Source organism: Variovorax sp. 3319, from assembly GCF_031456585.1.
GTDB lineage: Bacteria > Pseudomonadota > Gammaproteobacteria > Burkholderiales > Burkholderiaceae_C > Variovorax > Variovorax paradoxus_P.
Genome location: NZ_JAVDUZ010000004.1, coordinates 75193 through 93877, shown reverse-complemented (window position 1 = coordinate 93877; position 18685 = coordinate 75193). Strand labels below are relative to the sequence as shown.

At 66.9% G+C, this 18685-nt stretch carries 19 protein-coding genes; 14 read left to right on the top strand and 5 right to left on the bottom strand.

All coding sequences use genetic code 11. The features are described 5' to 3' along the window. Window positions 1–21: 21 nt before the first annotated feature. Window positions 22–1563 (bottom strand): aldehyde dehydrogenase family protein, encoded by a 1542-nt coding sequence (locus J2X67_RS10055; RefSeq protein WP_309952687.1) that lies wholly within the window; start codon window positions 1561–1563, stop codon window positions 22–24. 217 nt (window positions 1564–1780) lie between these two features. On the opposite strand from J2X67_RS10055, the gene J2X67_RS10050 reads away from it, so the two are divergent. Beyond that, window positions 1781–2281 carry a hypothetical protein gene (locus J2X67_RS10050; protein WP_309952684.1) on the top strand — a complete coding sequence of 167 codons (501 nt, stop codon included), beginning with the start codon at window positions 1781–1783 and terminating at the stop codon, window positions 2279–2281. Between the two features lie 9 nt (window positions 2282–2290). On the opposite strand, the gene J2X67_RS10045 is transcribed toward J2X67_RS10050, so the two are convergent. Beyond that, window positions 2291–3178, bottom strand: a complete 888-nt coding sequence (locus J2X67_RS10045) for an IclR family transcriptional regulator (RefSeq protein ID WP_409050481.1) — start codon at window positions 3176–3178, stop codon at window positions 2291–2293. A gap of 175 nt (window positions 3179–3353) precedes the next feature. Here J2X67_RS10045 and J2X67_RS10040 point away from each other — a divergent pair, with 175 nt between their 5' ends. Genes J2X67_RS10040 through J2X67_RS10010 form a run of 7 tightly spaced genes read left to right on the top strand, consistent with a single transcriptional unit; the run spans window position 3354 to window position 10080 of the window. After that, window positions 3354–4424: an ABC transporter ATP-binding protein gene (locus J2X67_RS10040; RefSeq protein ID WP_309952683.1), complete on the top strand. Its 1071-nt coding sequence runs from the start codon at window positions 3354–3356 to the stop codon at window positions 4422–4424. After that, a complete protein-coding gene (locus J2X67_RS10035) occupies window positions 4421–5281 on the top strand; it encodes an ABC transporter permease (RefSeq protein ID WP_309952682.1) in 861 nt (286 codons plus the stop codon). The genes J2X67_RS10040 and J2X67_RS10035 overlap by 4 nt, the downstream gene beginning before the upstream one ends. Before the next feature lie 4 nt (window positions 5282–5285). Further along, complete coding sequence (locus tag J2X67_RS10030) at window positions 5286–6080, top strand: ABC transporter permease (RefSeq protein WP_047784138.1); 795 nt, start codon at window positions 5286–5288, stop codon at window positions 6078–6080. Then, window positions 6081–6389, top strand: a complete 309-nt coding sequence (locus J2X67_RS10025; protein WP_309952680.1) for a (2Fe-2S)-binding protein — start codon at window positions 6081–6083, stop codon at window positions 6387–6389. Continuing rightward, window positions 6386–7813, top strand: coding sequence for an FAD-dependent oxidoreductase (locus J2X67_RS10020; protein WP_309952679.1), 1428 nt, complete (start codon window positions 6386–6388; stop codon window positions 7811–7813). The genes J2X67_RS10025 and J2X67_RS10020 overlap by 4 nt, the downstream gene beginning before the upstream one ends. Continuing rightward, on the top strand, window positions 7810–8991 hold the full coding sequence (locus J2X67_RS10015) for an FAD-dependent oxidoreductase (protein ID WP_309952678.1): 1182 nt from the start codon (window positions 7810–7812) through the stop codon (window positions 8989–8991). The genes J2X67_RS10020 and J2X67_RS10015 overlap by 4 nt, the downstream gene beginning before the upstream one ends. Window positions 8992–9003: 12 nt before the next feature. After that, window positions 9004–10080 (top strand): ABC transporter substrate-binding protein, encoded by a 1077-nt coding sequence (locus J2X67_RS10010; RefSeq protein WP_309952676.1) that lies wholly within the window; start codon window positions 9004–9006, stop codon window positions 10078–10080. 202 nt (window positions 10081–10282) lie between these two features. Here the strand turns inward: J2X67_RS10010 and J2X67_RS10005 are convergent, their stop codons facing one another. Further along, a complete protein-coding gene (locus J2X67_RS10005) occupies window positions 10283–11911 on the bottom strand; it encodes a GMC family oxidoreductase N-terminal domain-containing protein (RefSeq protein ID WP_309952673.1) in 1629 nt (542 codons plus the stop codon). A gap of 132 nt (window positions 11912–12043) precedes the next feature. Here J2X67_RS10005 and J2X67_RS10000 point away from each other — a divergent pair, with 132 nt between their 5' ends. The 6 genes from J2X67_RS10000 (at window position 12044) to J2X67_RS09975 (ending at window position 17051) form a co-directional block, all read left to right on the top strand. Then, window positions 12044–12970, top strand: coding sequence for a LysR family transcriptional regulator (locus J2X67_RS10000; RefSeq protein WP_309952672.1), 927 nt, complete (start codon window positions 12044–12046; stop codon window positions 12968–12970). Window positions 12971–13118: 148 nt separating this feature from the next. After that, the gene (locus J2X67_RS09995) at window positions 13119–14285 is read left to right on the top strand and encodes an ABC transporter permease (protein ID WP_309952669.1); all 1167 of its coding nucleotides are present in this window, start codon (window positions 13119–13121) and stop codon (window positions 14283–14285) included. After that, a complete protein-coding gene (locus J2X67_RS09990) occupies window positions 14282–15100 on the top strand; it encodes an ATP-binding cassette domain-containing protein (RefSeq protein ID WP_309952667.1) in 819 nt (272 codons plus the stop codon). Before J2X67_RS09995 ends, J2X67_RS09990 begins: the two co-directional genes overlap by 4 nt. Window positions 15101–15114: 14 nt before the next feature. Further along, entirely contained in the window at window positions 15115–16086 is a 972-nt protein-coding gene (locus J2X67_RS09985) for an MlaD family protein (RefSeq protein ID WP_309952664.1), read from the top strand. Window positions 16087–16096: 10 nt separating this feature from the next. Continuing rightward, window positions 16097–16777 carry an ABC-type transport auxiliary lipoprotein family protein gene (locus J2X67_RS09980; protein WP_409050480.1) on the top strand — a complete coding sequence of 227 codons (681 nt, stop codon included), beginning with the start codon at window positions 16097–16099 and terminating at the stop codon, window positions 16775–16777. A gap of 52 nt (window positions 16778–16829) precedes the next feature. Continuing rightward, complete coding sequence (locus J2X67_RS09975; protein WP_157611485.1) at window positions 16830–17051, top strand: hypothetical protein; 222 nt, start codon at window positions 16830–16832, stop codon at window positions 17049–17051. Window positions 17052–17057: 6 nt separating this feature from the next. Here the strand turns inward: J2X67_RS09975 and J2X67_RS09970 are convergent, their stop codons facing one another. Beyond that, on the bottom strand, window positions 17058–17825 hold the full coding sequence (locus tag J2X67_RS09970; RefSeq protein ID WP_309952661.1) for a Sir2 family NAD-dependent protein deacetylase: 768 nt from the start codon (window positions 17823–17825) through the stop codon (window positions 17058–17060). After that, window positions 17822–18685, bottom strand: coding sequence for an IclR family transcriptional regulator (locus J2X67_RS09965; RefSeq protein WP_309953076.1), 864 nt, complete (start codon window positions 18683–18685; stop codon window positions 17822–17824). The genes J2X67_RS09970 and J2X67_RS09965 overlap by 4 nt, the downstream gene beginning before the upstream one ends.

Here is an 18685-nt window from a genome sequence, read left to right as displayed (position 1 = left end):
AGAACAGCGGCCTTGGTTGGATCAATCCCCGATATCGAAGGTCACGCCCTGCGCAAGTGGCAATGCCGTCGAATAGTTGATGGTGTTCGTTGCCCGGCGCATATACGCCTTCCAGCTGTCGGAGCCGGCTTCGCGGCCACCGCCGGTTTCTTTCTCGCCGCCGAAGGCACCGCCGATCTCGGCGCCGCTCGGGCCGATGTTGACGTTGGCAATGCCGCAATCGGAGCCCGCGCTCGACAGGAAGCGCTCGGCCTCACGCACGTTCAGCGTAAAGATCGACGACGAGAGGCCCGCGCCCACCGCGTTGTGCCATTCGATGGCATCGTCGAGCTCGCTGTAGCGCACCACATAAAGAATGGGTGCAAAGGTTTCGCGCAGCACCGGGCCTTCGTGCGACTTGAGTTCCACGAGCGCGGGGCGCACGTAGTAGGCGTCCTTGGTGCCGATGCCTTCGACACGCTCGCCGCCATGCACCTTGGCGCCGATCTCGCGGCTTTCGCCCAGCGCCTTCTGCATGCCGTCGAATGCGGCGCGGTCGATGAGCGGCCCCACGAGCGTGCCGGCCTCGCGCGGATCGCCGACCCGCACGTTGCCGTACACCTTGGCGAGCTTGGGCACCAGCGCGTCGTACACGCTGTCGTGCACAAAGAGCCGGCGCAGCGTGGTGCAGCGCTGGCCGGCCGTGCCCATGGCCGAGAACGCAATGGCGCGCAGCGTAAGGTCGAGGTCGGCCGATGGGGTGACGATGGCGGCGTTGTTGCCGCCGAGTTCAAGAATGGCGCGTGCAAAACGCGCAGCCAGCTTCGGCCCCACCTGCTTGCCCATCGCAGTCGAGCCGGTGGCCGAGAGAATCGGCACGCGGTAGTCGTCGACCAGCACTTCGCCGATGTCGCGCTGCCCCAGCAGCAGGCCGAGCAGGCCTTCGGGTGCGTCTTCTCCAAAGCGCGCAACGGCCCGCTGGGCAATGGCGTGCGTGGCCAGCGCGGTGAGCGGCGTTTTTTCGGACGGCTTCCACACCACCGGATCGCCGCACACCAGCGCCAGCGCGGCGTTCCACGACCACACGGCCACCGGAAAGTTGAAGGCCGAGATCACGCCGCACACGCCCAGCGGATGCCAGGTTTCCATCATGCGGTGCTCCGCGCGCTCGGTGGCGAGCGTCAGGCCGTAGAGCTGGCGCGAGAGGCCTACCGCAAAGTCGCAGATGTCGATCATTTCCTGCACTTCGCCCGCACCTTCGGTCGGAATCTTTCCGGCCTCGAGGGTGACGAGGCGGCCGAGGTCCGCCTTGGCGGCGCGCAGTTCTTCGCCCAGCAGGCGCACCAGCTCGCCGCGGCGCGGCGCGGGCACACTGCGCCAGGCCTTGAAGGCTTCATGCGCCTGGCCGATGGCGGCGGTCGCTTCGGCCGGGCTGGTTTGCGGCACCTGTGCAATCACCTCGCCGGTCAACGGCGAGCGCACCGTCAACTCGCCGCCGGTGTAGGCGCTGCGGGGCACGCCCAGGCGCTGCAGCAGCTGTTCGATTTCGGCGGCAAGGGAGACGGGGGCTTGGGCTTCGGACATGGGCGCGCTCCGGGAAGGGAGGAAGAGAGGAAAGGAAACGGCAAGACGGGACCGGCGCAATATCTTCCAATCCCGCGCACTTGCCTAGTGAAAAAAAGGAAGGACTTGATGCGTTTGCCGAATGAACCTGGCATGCGCCCGTGCGGGACGGGCTTCGCGCCTACGCGCGAAGCGCTGGCTGGCACCGAAGATCGCGCATCCCACTTTCCGTCGAGCCATGAAAGCGATCCTCACCCTGTACGCTGCGATCCATGCGCTGATGGCGCTCGCATTTGCCGCCGCGTCGCTCGTTCTTGTCGTGATTGCGGCGCGGGCCGGCTGGGGCGCAGTGATGCAGGGGCTCGACCTGCCCGCCGCCGAGGCGATCATCGAAGCGGTAGGCCTGCTGGCAGCCGGCGTCGTGGCGCTGCAGATTTCCCAGACTGTGCTCGAAGAAGAGGTGGTGCGCGATGCGCACATCGGCGCGCCGACCCGGGTGCGCCGCTTTCTTTCGCGGTTCATGGTGGTCATCGTGGTTGCCGTCGCGGTCGAGGGGCTGGTCGCAACCTTCAAGGCGCGCGAGGCGCCCGAGCTGATGCTGCATGCCGCCGCAATGCTGGGCTCGGTGGGCCTTCTCATGGCGGGCTGGGGCATCTTCATACGCCTGAACCGCTACGCCGAAGAACTGGAGCCCGAGGCGATGGAAGAGGCCAAGCGCGAAGACATCAAGCTGAAATGAACACGGCGCCTATCGGGGCTCCGGCGCGTCCGGCAGGGGAATCTTCTGCCCCGCCGGCGACCCCGCCAAGCTCTGCGCAGGCCTTCTGAGCGTTGCATCGAAGGGGTTGATCTTCGGCCCGATGGCCGCGGCCTCGCGCTTGAGCAGCTCGACCACTGTGGGCATCCGGTCGGCGTTGAGCCGGTCTGCGATGGTGCCCACGCTCAGTGCGGCCACCGCGCGGCCCTCGCGGTCGAGAATGGGCACAGCCACGCCGGCCATGCCTTCGAGCAGGCCCGTGTTGCGCCCCGCATAGCCGGCCTGGCGCACGCGCTCGATCTCGGTGCGCAGATAGACCTCGTCGTACACACCGTACTCACGCACGCGCGAAAGGTTGAAGCGGATCACCTCCTCGCGCTCGGCCTCCGGCAGAAACGCCAGGATGGCGAGCGCGCCCTGCCCCACGCCCAGCGCAATGCGCCCGCCGATATCCCCGGTGAACGAGCGAATGGGAAATGGCCCTTCGCTTCGGTCGAGGCACACCGCGTCGAAGCCGCTGCGCGCCAAAAGAAAGATGCTGTCGCCCAGGCTCGCGCACAGGCGCAGCAGCACGGGGCGGCAAATGGAACGCAGGTCGCCCGGGTTTCCGGCGCTGGCCGCAAGCGCAAAGAAATCGATGCTCAGGCGATAGAGCTTGCTGCGCTCGTCCTGCTCGACCATGCCCTCGGCCATGAGCGACTGCAGCAGGCGGTGCGTGGTCGCCTGCGTGAGGCCCACCGACCGTGCAATTTGCGTCACGCGGCCGCCTTCGGCCTGCACCGCGCCGAGCGCGCGAAGCACTGAAAACAGACGCGGAACGCCGCCGCTTGCAACTGCGGGGCTTTCGATGGCTTCTTTGGTGGAATTCCTGGCATCCATTCTGCGGATCATATTCCGTTGACCGGAATAAATTAGAGAAATATTCTGATTAATGGAATACCCGGGTCGAGTTGGCGCAATCGTTGCAATAGAGTGAATTGAAAGTTCTCTCTTGTCCATGGCGCGCACCAAGGTGCGGCGCGCCGTTCACGACACCGCGCAGAAAGGCTCTTCCATGTCATTCCTACGGCTCACCGACGTGACCAAGTTCTACGGCGCCACGCGTGCCGTGTCGGCCATGAACCTTGCGGTGGAAAAGGGAGAGTTCGTTTCGCTGCTCGGCCCTTCGGGCTGCGGCAAGACCACCACGCTGCAGATGATTGCGGGGTTCGAGGCGGTCTCCAGCGGGCGCATCGAGCTTGCCGGCGAGGACATCACGCACGCCAAGGCCAACACGCGGGGCCTGGGCATCGTGTTCCAGACCTATGCGCTCTTTCCGCACATGACCGTGGCCGACAACGTGAGCTTCGGCCTCGAGATGCGCAAGATGCCCAAGGCCGAGCGCGCTGAACGGGTGAAGCAGGCCCTCGCACTCGTTCACCTCGAAGCGCATGCCACGCGCTACCCGCGTGAGCTCTCGGGCGGGCAGCGCCAGCGCGTGGCACTGGCGCGCGCATTGGTCATCGAGCCGCCGGTGTTGCTGCTCGACGAACCTCTGTCCAACCTGGACGCGAAGCTGCGCGAAGAAATGCAGTTCGAGCTGCGCCAGATCCAGCGCAAGGTCGGCACCACCACGGTAATGGTCACGCACGACCAGAGCGAGGCCATGTCCATCAGCGACCGCGTGGTGGTAATGGAAGGTGGCTGCGCCACGCAGATCGACCATCCGCACCGCGTGTACGAGCATCCGAGCACGCGCTTCATCTCCACCTTCGTCGGCAAGGCCAACCTGCTGGACGCCCGCGTCACGGCGTGTGGCGCACGCAGTTGCCGCGTCGAGGTCGGCTCGCTCACCGTCGAGGTCGAAGACACCGGCTACAAATCGGGCGACCGGGTGCTGATGAGCGTGCGGCCTGAAAAGCTGCAGCCGGTGCAAGCCGGGCGCGGCCGCCTCGACGGCACGGTGCGGGAGCGCTTCTTCCTGGGGAGCCAATGGCTCTATCGCCTGGGCACACCCGCCGGCGACCTGATGGTGCTGAGCCCCAACGACGGCCGCGAAGCGCTGGACGAAGGCAGCCCGGTCGGCATCGACTGGCCCGCGCATTGCACGCGCCTGTTGCCGGCCGAAGAGGCGGTGGCGGCATGAGCGGTTCGACCCGCAAGGCCACGCCCTGGTGGCTCTCGGCACCCGCGCTGCTGCTGTTCGCAGCCTTGCTGGTGGTGCCGCTCGTGCTCACGGCGGTGCTGTCTTTCAATGTGTACGACCCCGCCACCGGGCCCAAGGCGGGCGAATTCACGTTCGAACACTACGCGCAGGTTTTCACCGACTCGTACTACCACGGCATCTTCTGGCGCACCTTCTGGATCTCGGGCCTCGTCACGCTGATCTGTGTGCTCATCGGCGCCCCTGAAGCCTATGTGCTGAGCCGCATGCGCAACCCCTGGCGGTCGATCCTGCTGCTGGTGGTGCTGGCGCCGCTGCTGGTTTCGGTGGTGGTGCGCGCTTTCGGCTGGAGCATGCTGCTGGGGCCCGAAGGCGCCGTGAATGCGCTGCTGGGCGTTGTGGGCATCGGGCCGGTGAAGATGCTCTACACAGAAGTTGCGGTGATCGTGGCGCTGGTCCACGTGATGCTTCCGTTCATGGTGATTCCGGTGTGGACCTCGCTGCAGAAGCTCGATGCAGGCGTGGAGAACGCCGCGCTTTCGCTCAGAGCCTCGCACTTCACCACGCTGCGGCGCATCGTGCTGCCGCAGGTGATGCCGGGCATTCTCTCGGGCAGCCTGATCGTGTTCGGCCTGGCCGCAAGCTCGTTTGCGATACCGGGTCTGCTCGGTGGGCGCCGCCTGAAGATGGTTGCCACGGTCGTCTACGACGAATACCTGCACGAGCTCAACTGGCCGCTCGGCGCCGCGGTTGCGCTGGTTCTGCTGGCGGCCAACCTCATCGTGATGCTGAGCTACAACCGGCTGGTAGAAGGCCGCTACAAGAAAGCGCTGGGCTGACCCAATGAGCAAGAACGGCCCCCTCGCCCTCGCGTTCAACGCGCTCGTCATCACCTTCATGCTGGCGCCGCTGGTGGTGGTGTGCATCGTGGCGTTCACACCCGAAAACACGTTGACCATTCCGACCACGCACTTCTCGCTGCGCTGGTTCAAGGCGGTGTTTGCGCACCCCGACTTCATGCAGTCGTTCTGGAACAGCCTGTGGCTTGCGCTGGCTTCGGCCACCATTGCCACGCTGCTCGCGGTGCCGGCCGGCATGGCCATTACGCGCTATGCATTTCCGGGGCGCGACTTCCTGAACGGCCTCTTTCTTTCGCCGCTGATCATTCCGCACCTGGTGCTGGGCGTGGCGTTGTTGCGCCTCTTCGCACTGGTGGGCGGCACGGGCAGCTTTGGGTGGCTGGTCATGGCGCATGCGCTGATCGTCACGCCCTACACGCTGCGCCTGGTGGTGGCCGCGCTCGTGGGCTTCGACCGAAGCGCCGAGCAGGCTGCGCTGTCGCTGGGCGCGAGCCAGGCCACGGTGTTCCGGCGCATCACGCTGCCGATGATCCTGCCGGGGGTCACGGGCGGCTGGCTGCTGTCCTTCATCAACAGCTTCGACGAAGTGACGATGTCGATCTTTGTCACATCGCCCAGCACGGTCACGCTGCCGGTGCGCATGTACATGTATGCCACCGAGTCGATCGACCCGCTGATGGCCGCGGTGTCGGCGCTGATGGTGGCGGTAACCGCCATCGCGATGGTGGTGCTCGACCGCGTCTACGGCCTCGACCGCGTGCTGGTGGGGCGCCGATAGATGAGCTTGCCGACCGTTATTCAACCGCTGCTGCATCGCGTGGCCGAAACCGGCCGTGCCGAGGTGCGCTTCACGCTCGACGGCGAGCCTGCCTCCGCGCTTGCGGGCGACACCGTGCTCACGGCCGTACTCACGCAAGCCGCCCAGCTGCGCCGCAACGAATTCAGCGGCGCGCCTCGCGCGGGCTTCTGCATGATGGGCGCCTGCCAGGACTGCTGGATTGCCACTGAGCAAGGCGGGCGCCTGCGCGCCTGCTCCACCTTCATTGCGCCGGGCATGGCGCTGGTTACTGGAGGGAGCGGCGCATGACGGCTCCTTCTTCTTCCGCATTGCAGCCGGTGATCGTCGGCGCAGGGCCGGCAGGCGTGCGCGCCGCACAGGCGCTGGTGGCGCACGGCCTGCGCCCCGTGGTAATCGACGAAGCCTCGCGTGCCGGCGGCCAGATCTACCGCCGCCCGCCTGCGAGCCTGGCGGAGCGCAGCGCGAATGTGCTCTACGGTTTCGAGGCCCGCCGCGCCGATGCGGTGCACACCGCTTTCGACGCCTTGCGCGAACGCATCGACTACCGCCCCGACAGCCTGGTGTGGAACGCGCAAGGCGGCCGGCTCGACGTGCTGCACGGCCCCACGCGCAGCACCTCCAGCGTGCCCTACAGCCAATTGATTGTCGCCACGGGCGCCACCGACCGCGTGCTGCCGGTACCTGGCTGGACGCTGCCGGGCGTCTACACGTTGGGCGGCGCGCAAGTGGCACTCAAGTTCCAGGGCTGCGCCATCGGGCAGCGGGTGGTGTTCATGGGCACAGGCCCGCTGCTGTATCTCGTCGCGTACCAATACGCCAAGGCAGGAGCGAAGGTCGCTGCGGTGCTCGACACCTCGCGGTTCGCGGACCAGCTTGCCGCCACCCCCGCGATGCTGCGGCAGCCGGCGGTGTTCGCGAAAGGCGTTTACTACGTGGCTTGGCTGCGCGCGCACGGCGTGGCGCTGCACGGCGGTGTGCGGCCGTTGCGTGTGCTCGGCGACGCAACGGAAAGCCGCGTGGCCGGCGTGGCGTGGCATGACGGACGCGAAGAGCGCACGTTGCCCTGCGATGCCGTCGGCTTCGGCTATGCGCTACGCTCCGAAACGCAACTGGCCGAACTGCTGGGCTGCCGCTTCGAATTTGCGCCGCTGCACCGTGCGCACCTGCCGGTGCGCGACGCGGCCGGCCGCTCCAGCATGAGGGGCGTGTACCTAGCGGGCGATGGCGCCGGCATCATGGGTGCCGATGCGGCCGAGTGGGCTGGCGAGCGTGCCGCGCTTGCGCTGCTGGCCGACGGCGGCGTGGCCGTCGACACCGCGCGCGCCGCAATGCTCGAACGCAAGCTGCACAAGCTCGGCGCCTTCCGCCAGGGGCTGGAGCGCGCCTTTCCGGTGCCGCACGACTGGGCCGCCCACGCGCCCGACGAGCTGGTGGTGTGCCGCTGCGAGAACATCACCGCGGGCACGCTGCGCCAAGCCGTGGCCGAGAACGGTGCCGATGAAATGAACCGGCTGAAGGCGCTTTCTCGGGTGGGCATGGGCCGCTGCCAAGGCCGCATGTGCGGCGTGGCGGCAGCCGAGATCCTTGCGCATGCCACGAGGCAACCGCTGCAGCAGGTCGGCCGGCTGCGCGGGCAGGCTCCGATCAAGCCGATTCCGATTCAGCTTGCCACCTCGGCAACAGCAACTGCCGCCGAAGGAGCAAGCACGTGACCGGGCGCAAGACATTGCGCACCGACGTCGCCATCGTCGGCGGCGGCATCGTGGGTGCGTCCGCCGCGCTGGCCTTGCGGCAGATGGGCATCGGCGTGGTGCTGCTGGAGCGGGACTTGTGCGGCTCGCGTTCGAGCGGCGTCAACTACGGCGGCGTGCGGCGCCAGGGTCGGCCGGTGAGCCAGTTGCCGCTGGCGCAACGCGCGCACCGCATCTGGGGCCGCTTGCGCGAAACCATCGGCACCGACGGCGAATACCTGCGCTCCGGCCACTTCAAGATTGCACGCAGCGAAGCCGACATGGCGTCGCTGGAGCGGTACCGCGAGCGGAGCCGCGACTTCGATCTTGGGCTCGAACTGATCTCGGCTGCCCGCCTGCGCGAGTGCTGCCCCTGGCTTGGCACGCGCGCCGTCGGCGGCTCTTTGTGCGCCGAAGACGGGCAGGCCAACCCGCGGCTGGTGTCGCCAGCCTTCGCGCTTGCGGCGCAGCGTGCGGGCGCGCAGATCTTCGAGCGCCACAAGGTCGACGAGGTGGTGCACGACGGCAGGGGCTTCCTGCTGCGTTCGGGCAACGCGCTCGAAGTGCATGCACCGGCGCTGCTCAATTGCGCGGGCGCATGGTCCGGCCCCATTGCCGAATATTTCGGCGAGGCCGTTCCACTGCGCTCCAGCCACCCGGTGATGGCTGTGACCGAACCCGTGCCGCACTTCATGGACTGGAGCCTCGGCGTAGAGGGCGGCGGCATCTACTGCCGGCAGGTGGCGCGCGGCAACCTGGTGCTCGGCGGCGGCAGGGGCTTTGCGCTCGACGCCGATCGCGCGCGTGCCGATCGCGACGCCATCGCCACGCTCGCGGCACAAGCTGTCGAGCTGCTGCCCACGCTGCGGCATGCGCATTTCATCCGCACCTGGAGCGGCACCGAAGGCAACCTGCCCGACCACCAGCCGGTGCTCGGGCCAAGCCGCACCACGCCCGGGCTGTTCCACGGCTTCGGCTTTTCGGGAGCGGGTTTCCAGATAGGCCCCGCAGCCGGCGAAGTGCTTGCCGAACTCGTGCGCGACGGACGCAGCAGCACCCCGATCGAGAGCTTCTCGATCGACCGCTTCCTTGCGTCCGCCGTGGCAGCAGAAGAAGAAACAGCAGCAGCAGACAACACCACCACCCACACCCCACCCTGAAAGGAAAACACCATGTCCCGTTTTCAGAAGAAGCCCTTCTTTTTCTCCCTTCGCCGGAGCTTGCTCGGTGCGGCAGCGGTTGCTGCGCTCGCGGCCGGCGGCACGGCCGGCGCGCAGACCAAGACGCTCTACATCGGCATGAACGGCGGCACCATGGAGAAGGCATACACGCAGTACGTGTTCCCCGCCTTCGAGAAGCTCTACGGCGCCAAGGTGGTGGTGGTGCCGGGCACTTCGTCCGACATCCTTGCAAAGGCGCAGGCCAACAAGGACCGCCCGCAGATGCACGTGATGTTCCTGGACGACGGCATCATGGTGCGCGCCATCGGCATGGGCCTGTGCCAGAAGCAGCGGCCCAATCCGTCGCTTGCCGAAATCTACCCGGCCGCACGCTTCAAGGACGACATGGCCAGCGGCGTGAGCCTGGGCATGACGGGCCTCGCCTACAACGCCAAGATGTTCAAGGACAAGGGCTGGGCGCCGCCCACCTCGTGGATGGACCTGGCCGACCCCAAGTACAAGGGCAAGGTGGTGTTCCAGTCGATGTCGTCATCATCTTTTGGACTGCACGGCTTCCTGATGTTCAACCGCATCCAGGGTGGCAACGACAAGAACGTGGAACCGGGCTTCAAGGCCTGGCCCACCACCATCGGCCCGAACGTGCTCGAGTACATCCCGAGTTCGGCCAAGCTGTCGGAAATGGTGCAGACCGGCGAAGCCGCGATCTTTCCGCTGACGCCCACGGCCGTGGCCGCGCTGAAGACCAAGGGCATTCCGGTGGAGTACGCGCCGCCGAAGGAAGGCGCGGTGGTGCTGATGGTGGGCCAGTGCGTGATTGCGAACAACAGCGAACCCGAGTTGTCGCAAAAGCTCGCCGAGTTCTTGTTGAGCCCGCTGGCTCAGGCCAACGTATTGCAGTACGGCGCGCAGATTCCCACCAACCCCAAGGCACCTGCCGTGGGCGATGGTGTGCAGCAGGTGGCCGACATCAACAAGTGGATGAAGACTGCGGTCACCATTGACTGGGACAGCATCAATGCGAACCGGCCTGCGTGGAATGCGCGTTGGAACAAGACTATCGAGAAGTGATAGGTGCGTGAGTTTTGGGGTGGCTGTGTTCAGGGCGGCGCACCCAGAGCGTGCCCAGTGCACAGGGCATCGGGTGCTCCCCGCAGCGAAATAAAGGAGGAGCCGAAGGCGGGGGACATTCGCGGAGGGGAGTACCCGGTGGCCTGTGCACAAGCCCTGAACAGCAGCGCACCCAAACATCAACAGTCCCAAGCAGAAGTTCTCAGCGATTCGCTTCCAGAATCCACCCCACAGCCTTCTCGGCCATCATCAATGTCGGGCTGTTCGTGTTGCCGCTGGTGATGGTTGGCATCGCACCCGCGTCGACCACGCGCAGCCCCTGCACGCCGCGCACACGAAGCTTTGAGTCGAGCACCGCCATCGTGTCACCGTCGGAGCCCATCTTGGTTGTACCCACCGGATGGAAGATGGTGGTTGCAATGTCTCCCGCGAGGCGCGCCAGGTCTTCGTCGCTCTGGTACTGCACGCCGGGCTTCCATTCCTCGGGCTTGTATTTGGCGAGTGCGGGCTGCGATGCGATGCGGCGCGTCACGCGCAGCGAATCGGCTGCCACCTTGCGGTCTTCATCCGTGCTCAGGTAGTTGGGTGCAATGGCAGGCGCGTCCTGAAAGCGCGGGCTCTTGATGCGCACCGTGCCGCGGCTCGTGGGGTTGAGGTTGCACACGCTCGCCGTAAAGGCCGGAAAGCTGTGCAGCGGCTCGCCGAATGCGTCTAGCGACAACGGCTGCACGTGGTATTCGAGATTGGGCCACTCATGCTCGGGCGAACTGCGCGTGAACGCGCCCAACTGCGACGGTGCCATGCTCATCGGGCCGCTGCGCTTCATCAGGTACTCGAGGCCGATTTTTGCCTTGCCGTACATCGACGACGCCAGCACATTGAGCGTGGGCGCGCCGTTGATCTTGTAGACCGCGCGAATCTGCAAGTGGTCTTGCAGGTTGGCGCCGACGCCCGGCGCATCGACCACCACATCGATGCCGTGCTGGCGCAGCAGCTCGGCCGGGCCAATGCCCGAGAGTTGCAAGATTTGCGGCGAACCGATGCTTCCCCCGCAAAGCACCACCTCGCGCGTGGCATGCGCGGTAATCATCTGTTGGCCGTCCCACACCTGCACGCCGGTGCAACGCTGGCTGCCGTCGGCCTGGGTCTCGATGATCAGCCTGGTGACGTGCGCATTGACCCACATCTCGAAGTTGGGCCGGCCATAGCACACGGGCCGCAAGAACGCCTTCGCCGTATTCCAGCGCCAGCCGTTCTTCTGGTTGACCTGGAAATAGCCGACGCCTTCGTTGCTGCCGCGATTGAAGTCCGTGCTGTGCGGAACGCCGGCCTGCACTGCCGCTTCGGCGAACGCGTCGAGGATGTCCCAGCGCAGGCGCTGCTTTTCCACCCGCCATTCGCCGCCGGCGCCGTGCAGTTCGTCGGCGCCAAGGTAATAGTCTTCGTGCTTCTTGAAGTCGGGCAGCACGTTCTGCCACTTCCAGTCGTCGTCACCCGTGAGCTGCGCCCACTGGTCGTAGTCGCGCGACTGGCCGCGCATGTAGATCATGCCGTTGATGCTGGAGCAGCCGCCCAGCGTCTTGCCGCGCGGGTAGCGCAGCGTGCGGCCATTCAGCCCCGCGTCGGGCTCGGTGCTGTAGAGCCAGTCGGTGCGGGGATTGCCGATGCAATAGAGGTAGCCCACGGGAATGTGGATCCAGTGGTAGTCGTCCTTGCGGCCGGCTTCGATCAGCAGCGTGCGCTGTTGCGATTTGCGGGTCAGCCGGTTGCACATCAGCGCGCCGGCCGTGCCGCCGCCGATGACGATGTAGTCGAATGTGTTGTCGCTCATGGCGCCTGCTTGTCTCCGGAACGATATTTTTGATGCTCATGGGCCTTGCACCGGCCTCTTGGGCAAGTTTCGCCCAAGCCTTGTACAAAAAGCCAATGATTTCGGCGCCGGTAGCTTATAAATCGCTCTTATATGACTGCCTCGGCATTGGACCTCCAGATCCTGCGCGCCTTCGTGCTCGCGGCGCGCGAAGGCAGCGTTTCCCGGGCGGCCGAGCGGCTGCACCTGACGCAGCCGGCCGTCAGCCTGCAATTGAAGCGACTGGCCGAAGAAACCGGGCTCCAGCTCTTCACGCGCACGCCGCATGGGCTGGCGCTCACTGCCGACGGCGCCGCATTGCTGCCGCAGGCCGAGCGCGTGCTCTCCGCCGTGGGCGACCTGCAGCAGGCCGCGCGCAACTTGCAGGGCACGGTGCGGGGGGCGCTGCGCATCGGCACCATCCTCGATCCGGAGTTCACCCGCTTGGGCGTGTTCCTGCGCGAGCTTGTCGAATCCGCGCCGCAGATCGAAACCGAGTTGCGCCACGGCATGAGCGGCACGGTGCTGGCGCAGGTGCTGCGCGGCGAGCTCGATGTGGGGTTTCACCTCGATGCCAATGCCGATGCCGATCGCGAGGCTGGAGACAACGACGCCGCGCCGGCCCCGCTCGCGGCGCGCACGCTCACGCGCTTCACCTACCGCGTGGTCGCACCCGCGGGTTGGGGTCCGCAGGTGCTGGGCCGCGACTGGAAGGCGCTGGCCGCCCTGCCCTGGCTTGCCACGCCGCCCGAGTCCGCACACCATCGGCTGCTCGACAAAGTGTTCGGCCCGCTCGGGCTCTCGCCGCGGCGCGTGGCGCTTGTCGACCAGGAAGCCTCGATGCTCGACCTGCTGAAGTCGGGCGTGGGGCTTAGCCTCCTGCGCGACTCCATTGCCATTCGCGAGAGCCAGTCTCACGGCCTTGTGATGGCCGACCGCGTGCAGCTGGACTGCGCGCTGCGCTTCGTCTCGCTGGCATCGCGGCGCAACGAACCCGTGATTGCAAGCGCCTGGAACGCGCTGGCACGGGCATGGAACTGACCGGAAAGCGGGCGCGGATGGGTCTTCAAACGGCGTGCCGCCCTACGCAAAGCACCGGCGCCGCGTACGGGAAAAGCCGATTCATCCGGTTACGATGCGCCCTTTCCGACCGCTTCTTTTTTCTTACTACGCCCTGCCCCGCCGCACCATGTCCATAGCAACTTCGCCTGCCGACGCATCCGCCGCCGACAGCGTGTTGCCGCGCCTCGAGCAGCGCGAACAGGACGGCCGCAGCTGGACTGTGGCCAGCGGCCGCTGGACCACGCTGGCCATGTCGTCGCGAGCCGCGTGGCAGGCCATCGAGAAAGACCTGGCGGGCGCTCCGACGTCGGACGGCCGCGCCTGGGACCTGCGGCCCATCGAGCAGCTCGACCACATCGGCGCGCAGTTGCTTTGGGAACACTGGCGCCACGATTGGCCGGCCACGCTCGAGATGTCGCCGCAACACAAGGCGGTGCTCGACCAAGTGGCCCAGTACACGGTCGGAACGCCCGAAGAGCCGCCGCCCACGCTTGCCGAGCGGCTGCGGCATTTTTCGCACACAGGCCCGCGCGCGCTGCAGGTGGTGCGCGACTTCGTGGGGCTCATCGGCCAGCTTGCGCTCGACGCCTGCACGCTTGCCCGTGCGCCGCACCGTGCGCCGTGGCGCGATTTTTCAGGTCACCTGTACCAGTTCGGCGCGACTGCGCTGCACATCACGGCACTGGTGGGCCTGCTGATTGGCGTGGTGCTGGCCTACCTGATCTCGCAGCAGTTGCGCCAATACGGCGCCGAAGCTTTCGTGGTCAACATCCTCGGGCTGTCGCTGATCCGCGAGCTCGGGCCGGTGCTTGCCGCGGTGCTGATTGCGGGGCGCTCGGGGTCGGCCATCACGGCGCAGATCGGCGTGATGCGCGTTACCGAAGAACTCGACGCGATGCGCGTGATGGGCATTCCGCACGGCTTCCGGCTGGTAATGCCGCGGGTGATGGCGCTTGCCATTGCGATGCCGCTGATCAGCCTCTGGACATCGATGGCGGCGCTTGCGGGCGGCATGCTGGCGGCCGACGCGGCGCTCGACATTTCGCCCGCCTATTTTCTTTCGGCGCTGCCGCGCGCCGTGCCCATGGTCAACATCTGGCTCGCGCTGGCAAAGTCGGCGGTGTTCGGCATCTTGATTGCGCTGATCGGCTGCTACTTCGGCATGAAAGTGAAACCCAACACCGAGAGCCTGGGGCGCGGCACGACCTCGTCGGTAGTGACCTCGATCACCGCGGTGATCCTGGTCGACGCGCTGTTCGCGGTGCTGTTCAAAGGTGTGGGGTTCAGGGCATGAGCGCTTCGAACAACGTCGTCGACATCAGCAAGCTCTGGACGGTATTCAAGAACGCCGAGGGCGAGCATGTGGTGCACCGCGATCTCGAACTGCACATTGCGCGCGGCGAAGTGCTTTCGCTGGTGGGCGGATCGGGCACCGGCAAGACCGTGCTGCTGCGGCAGATTCTCGGGCTCGAAAAACCGTCGAAGGGCACGGTCGAGGTGCTGGGCCAGGCGCCCGGCGAACTCAGCGCCAAGGGTGCGGCCAACGTGGGCATGCTGTTCCAGCACGGTGCGCTGTTCTCGGCCTTCAGCGTGCTCGAGAACATTGCCTTTCCGCTGCGCGAGCTCAAGCTGCTGCCCGACGAGCTGATTCGCAACGCGGCACTGGTCAAGCTGCAGATGGTGGGCTTGCAGCCCAGGCACGCCAACATGAGCCCGGCCGATCTGTCGGGCGGCATGATCAAGCGCGTGGCGCTGGCGCGCGCCCTCATCATGGACCCGCCGCTGCTGCTGCTGGACGAACCCACGGCCGGCCTCGACCCCGAGGCTTCGGACAGTTTCTGCGACCTGCTGCGCGGCCTGCACCGCGAACTGGGCCTTACGGTGGTCATGGTCACGCACGACCTGGACACGCTGTTCGACCTGAGCACCCGCATTGCGGTGCTGGCCGACCACAAGGTCATCGTCAGCGGCTCCGCGCGCGAAGTCATCGCGTATCCGCATCCGTTCATTCACGAATATTTTCTGGGAGGGCGCGGCCAGCGCGCCCTGGAGGCCCTGCATGACAAACCCTCCAATGCCGCGCCGCCAACTGCCGACGCAGCCCACTGAAAGGTAGCCACACCATGGAAAACAAAGCCCATGCCCTCGCCGCCGGCGCCTTCGTGCTCGGCCTGATTGCCGTGCTCGTGGGGCTGGTGGTCTGGTTCACGCGCGACGACACCGTGCGCAACATCTACGAGCTGTCCACACGAGATCCGGTCAGCGGCCTGCAGCCTCAGGCCATGGTGCGCTACCGCGGCATCGCAGTCGGCAAGGTGACTTCGATCGACTTCGACCCCAAGACCAAGGGCAATGTGCGAGTGCGCATCACGGTCGACCAGCGCGTGCCGCTCACCAAGTCGAGCTTTGCCACGCTGAGCTACCAGGGCGTAACCGGCCTGGCCTTCATTGCGCTGGACGACAAGGGCGAATCGAACGTCGTGCTCGCACCCAACAACGACGACCCGCCCCGTATTCCGCTGAAGCCATCGATGCTCGCGCAACTGCAGGACCGCGGCGAAGCCATCATCAACCAGGTCGACGAAGCGACCAAGCGCGCCAACCAGCTGCTCGGCGACGGCAACCAGAAGCGGGTGGCCGATGCACTGGAGAACATCGCCGCCGCATCGGCCAGCGCCAACACGCTGCTCAAGCAACTGGACAACACGGTGAAGACCGGCCTCAACCCGACGCTCGCCGCGCTGCCGGGCACGCTGTCTTCAGTAAAGACGGCAGCCGGCGACGTTTCGCGCGTGGCTAACAACTTCAATGCCACCGTGAGCCGCCTGAATGCGCCCGAAGGCCCGATCGAGCGCCTGGGCGACGGCACAAAGGCACTGGCGCAGGCGGTCGATTCGTTCAACTCGGCCACGCTGCCGCGCGTGAACCGGGTGGCGGACGACACCTCGCGCGCGGTGCGCCGGCTCGGCCGTGCGGCCGACGGCATCAACGACAACCCGCAATCGCTGCTGTTCGGCAATGGTGGCACCGCCGCAGGGCCCGGCGAGCCGGGCTTCTCCGCGCCGCCCGCCACCAACTCCCTGGGACGCCCCTGAAGTGATCACCATGAAGAAGAACGCCATGCACCCCCGCCGCTCCCTTCGCTTTGGTTTTGGTTCGGGAACCGTTCTTGCGCTGTTGCTGCTCGCCGGCTGCGGCGCGCTGCCCGACAAGCCCGCGCGCGCGACGCTCTACGACTTCGGCCCCGGCATTGCCGCGCCGGCCGCCGCCGCCAATCCGCCCGCTGCTGCATCGCCCATGCTTGCGCTGGCCGAAATCGAGAGCAACGCGCGGCTGGACGGCACGCAGATCCTCTACCGGCTGGGCTATGCGGACGCGAACGAACTGCGCCCCTACGGACAATCGCGCTGGAGCCTGCCGCCGGCACAGCTGCTGCGCCAGCGGCTGCGCGACGCCCTCTCGGAGCGGCGCACGGTGCTCGGTCCCGAAGAAAGCGCAACCATCGCGCGCACCCAAGGCCGCGTGCCCGACATGCTGCGCATTTCACTCGACGAGTTCAGCCACTACTTCGAATCAGCCGGCAGCAGCGTTGGCTTGGTTCGCCTGCGCGCCACGCTGATTCGCAGCACCACCGGCGGCGACCGCGTGCTTGGCCAGCGCACCTTCACCGTGCGGCGCCCGGCACCGAGCGCCGATGCGCCCGGCGGTGTGAAGGCACTGGCCGCGGCCACCGATGCCGCCGTGGCCGACGTCGTGCAGTGGGTCGACCAGCTGCCACGGCAATAGGCCCGGCGTCGGCCCGGCAGTGCCCTACCAACAACCCCGAGGAGATCTCACCATGAACGCAACACGCATCGCCGGCATCCTGCTCATCGTGGCCGGCATCGCGGGCCTCGGGCTCGGCGGCTTCAGCTTCACGAAGGAAACGCACCAGGCCAAGCTCGGCCCGCTGGAGTTTTCCGTGAAGGAGAAGCAGCAGGTCAACTTTCCGGCCTGGGCAAGCGTGGCCGCGATCGTCGTGGGCGGGGCGCTGGTGCTGTTCGGCGGCAAGAAGAGCTGATCGCCCCTAGGGCGGCGAGCCGCCGAGCCCCGCCAGGAGTTGCGGCAACAGCACCTCCGACGGGCCGCGCAACACCACCTCCGCCGCATCGTCGAGATGCGGCAACGGCTCCATGTTCAGCGTGATCAGCTTGCTGCCGTGCGACACCGCCATCTGCGGCAGCTCGGCGGCCGGATAGACGATGGCCGTGCTGCCGACCACCATGAACACATCCGACTCCTGCGCGGCCGCCTGGGCATCGAGCAGCACACCGTGGTTCAGCATTTCCCCGAACATGACCACGTCCGGCCGGGCGCGCGAGGCGCAGCGCATGCAGCGGTGAAAGGGCCACGGGCCCTGGCGGTTGCCGCAGTGGTCGCAGCGCCAGCGGCGCAGCGAGCCGTGCAGTTCGAGCACGTCGAGCCCCCCGGCCAGCGTCAGTAGTCCGTCCACGTTCTGCGTGATGAGGCGCGTGGCGGGCCGCAGCCGCTGCAGCAGTGCAAGTGCGGTATGCCCCGGATTCGGTTGCGCGTTCTCTACCGCAGAAAGCCGGTGTGACCAGAAGCGCGTGAAGCCCGCCGGGTCGCGCTGCAGGTCTTCGGCATGCGAGTACTGCAGCGCGTTCTGGTTCATCCACAGTCCGTCGCTGTCGCGGTAGGTCGGAATGCCCGAGGCCTTGGAAAGGCCCGCTCCCGAGAACACCACGATGCGCCGGGCGGCGCTCAGCAGTGCAATGGCGGACTCGACGGGAGATGCGGAAGAAGACGAAGAAGAAGCGGAAATGTCCGGGCTCATGGATCCAGATGTGCGGAAGCGTTTCTTCCGGCCGACGTTGCGCCCAGCCGCTCGGAGACGGTGCCCGCGCAGGCCTTGAGCGCGCGTGCGATTTCGCCGTCCCAGGCAGTGTCGAAGATGGCGGCGGGGCCAATTGCCGTGACCGACAGCACGATGGTGCCGGTGTGGTCGAACACCGGCGCCGCCATGGCGCTCACGCCCTCGATCACCTCGCCTTCCGAGCGGCTGATGCCGTGCACGCGCACTTCCTGCAGCTGGCGCTCGAATTCGCTCCACGACGGCAGCGGCGGCTGCGGCGGCATGCCGGCCGGCGGCGTCTGCTCGCCCGCCTTGCGCTGCTTTTGGCGCTGGCGCTCGGCGTCGAGCAATTGCCTGACTGTCTCGGCCTCGAGGTAGGCGGCGAATATGCGCCCGGAGGCCGTGTTGGTGAGCGAGAAGACCGTGCCGTGCCGCATGTTCACATGCACCGGCGACGGCGACTCGGCCGTGCGCACGATGGTTGCGCCCCGTGCACCCCACACCGCCAGCGCCACCGTATGGCCGATGCGCTGCGCCACCCCTGCAATGAGCGGCGTCGCAATGTGCACCGGGTCGGCCTGCTGCAGGCTGATGAGCCCCAGTTGCAAGGCCAGCGGGCCAAGCAGATAGTGGCCGCTGGCACGGTCCTGCTCGATGAGGCCCAGCCGTCCGAAGCTCACCATGTAGGGGTGGGCCTTGGCGGCGGTCATGTCGGCTTCCCGCGCCAGGTCTTTCAGGGCCATCGGCCGACCGTGGTGCACCAGCGCGCGCAGCAGCTGGCCGCCCACTTCGATGCTCTGGATGCCGCGCTGGGCGGCGCGGTCGGTCTCGTTGGCTGCCAT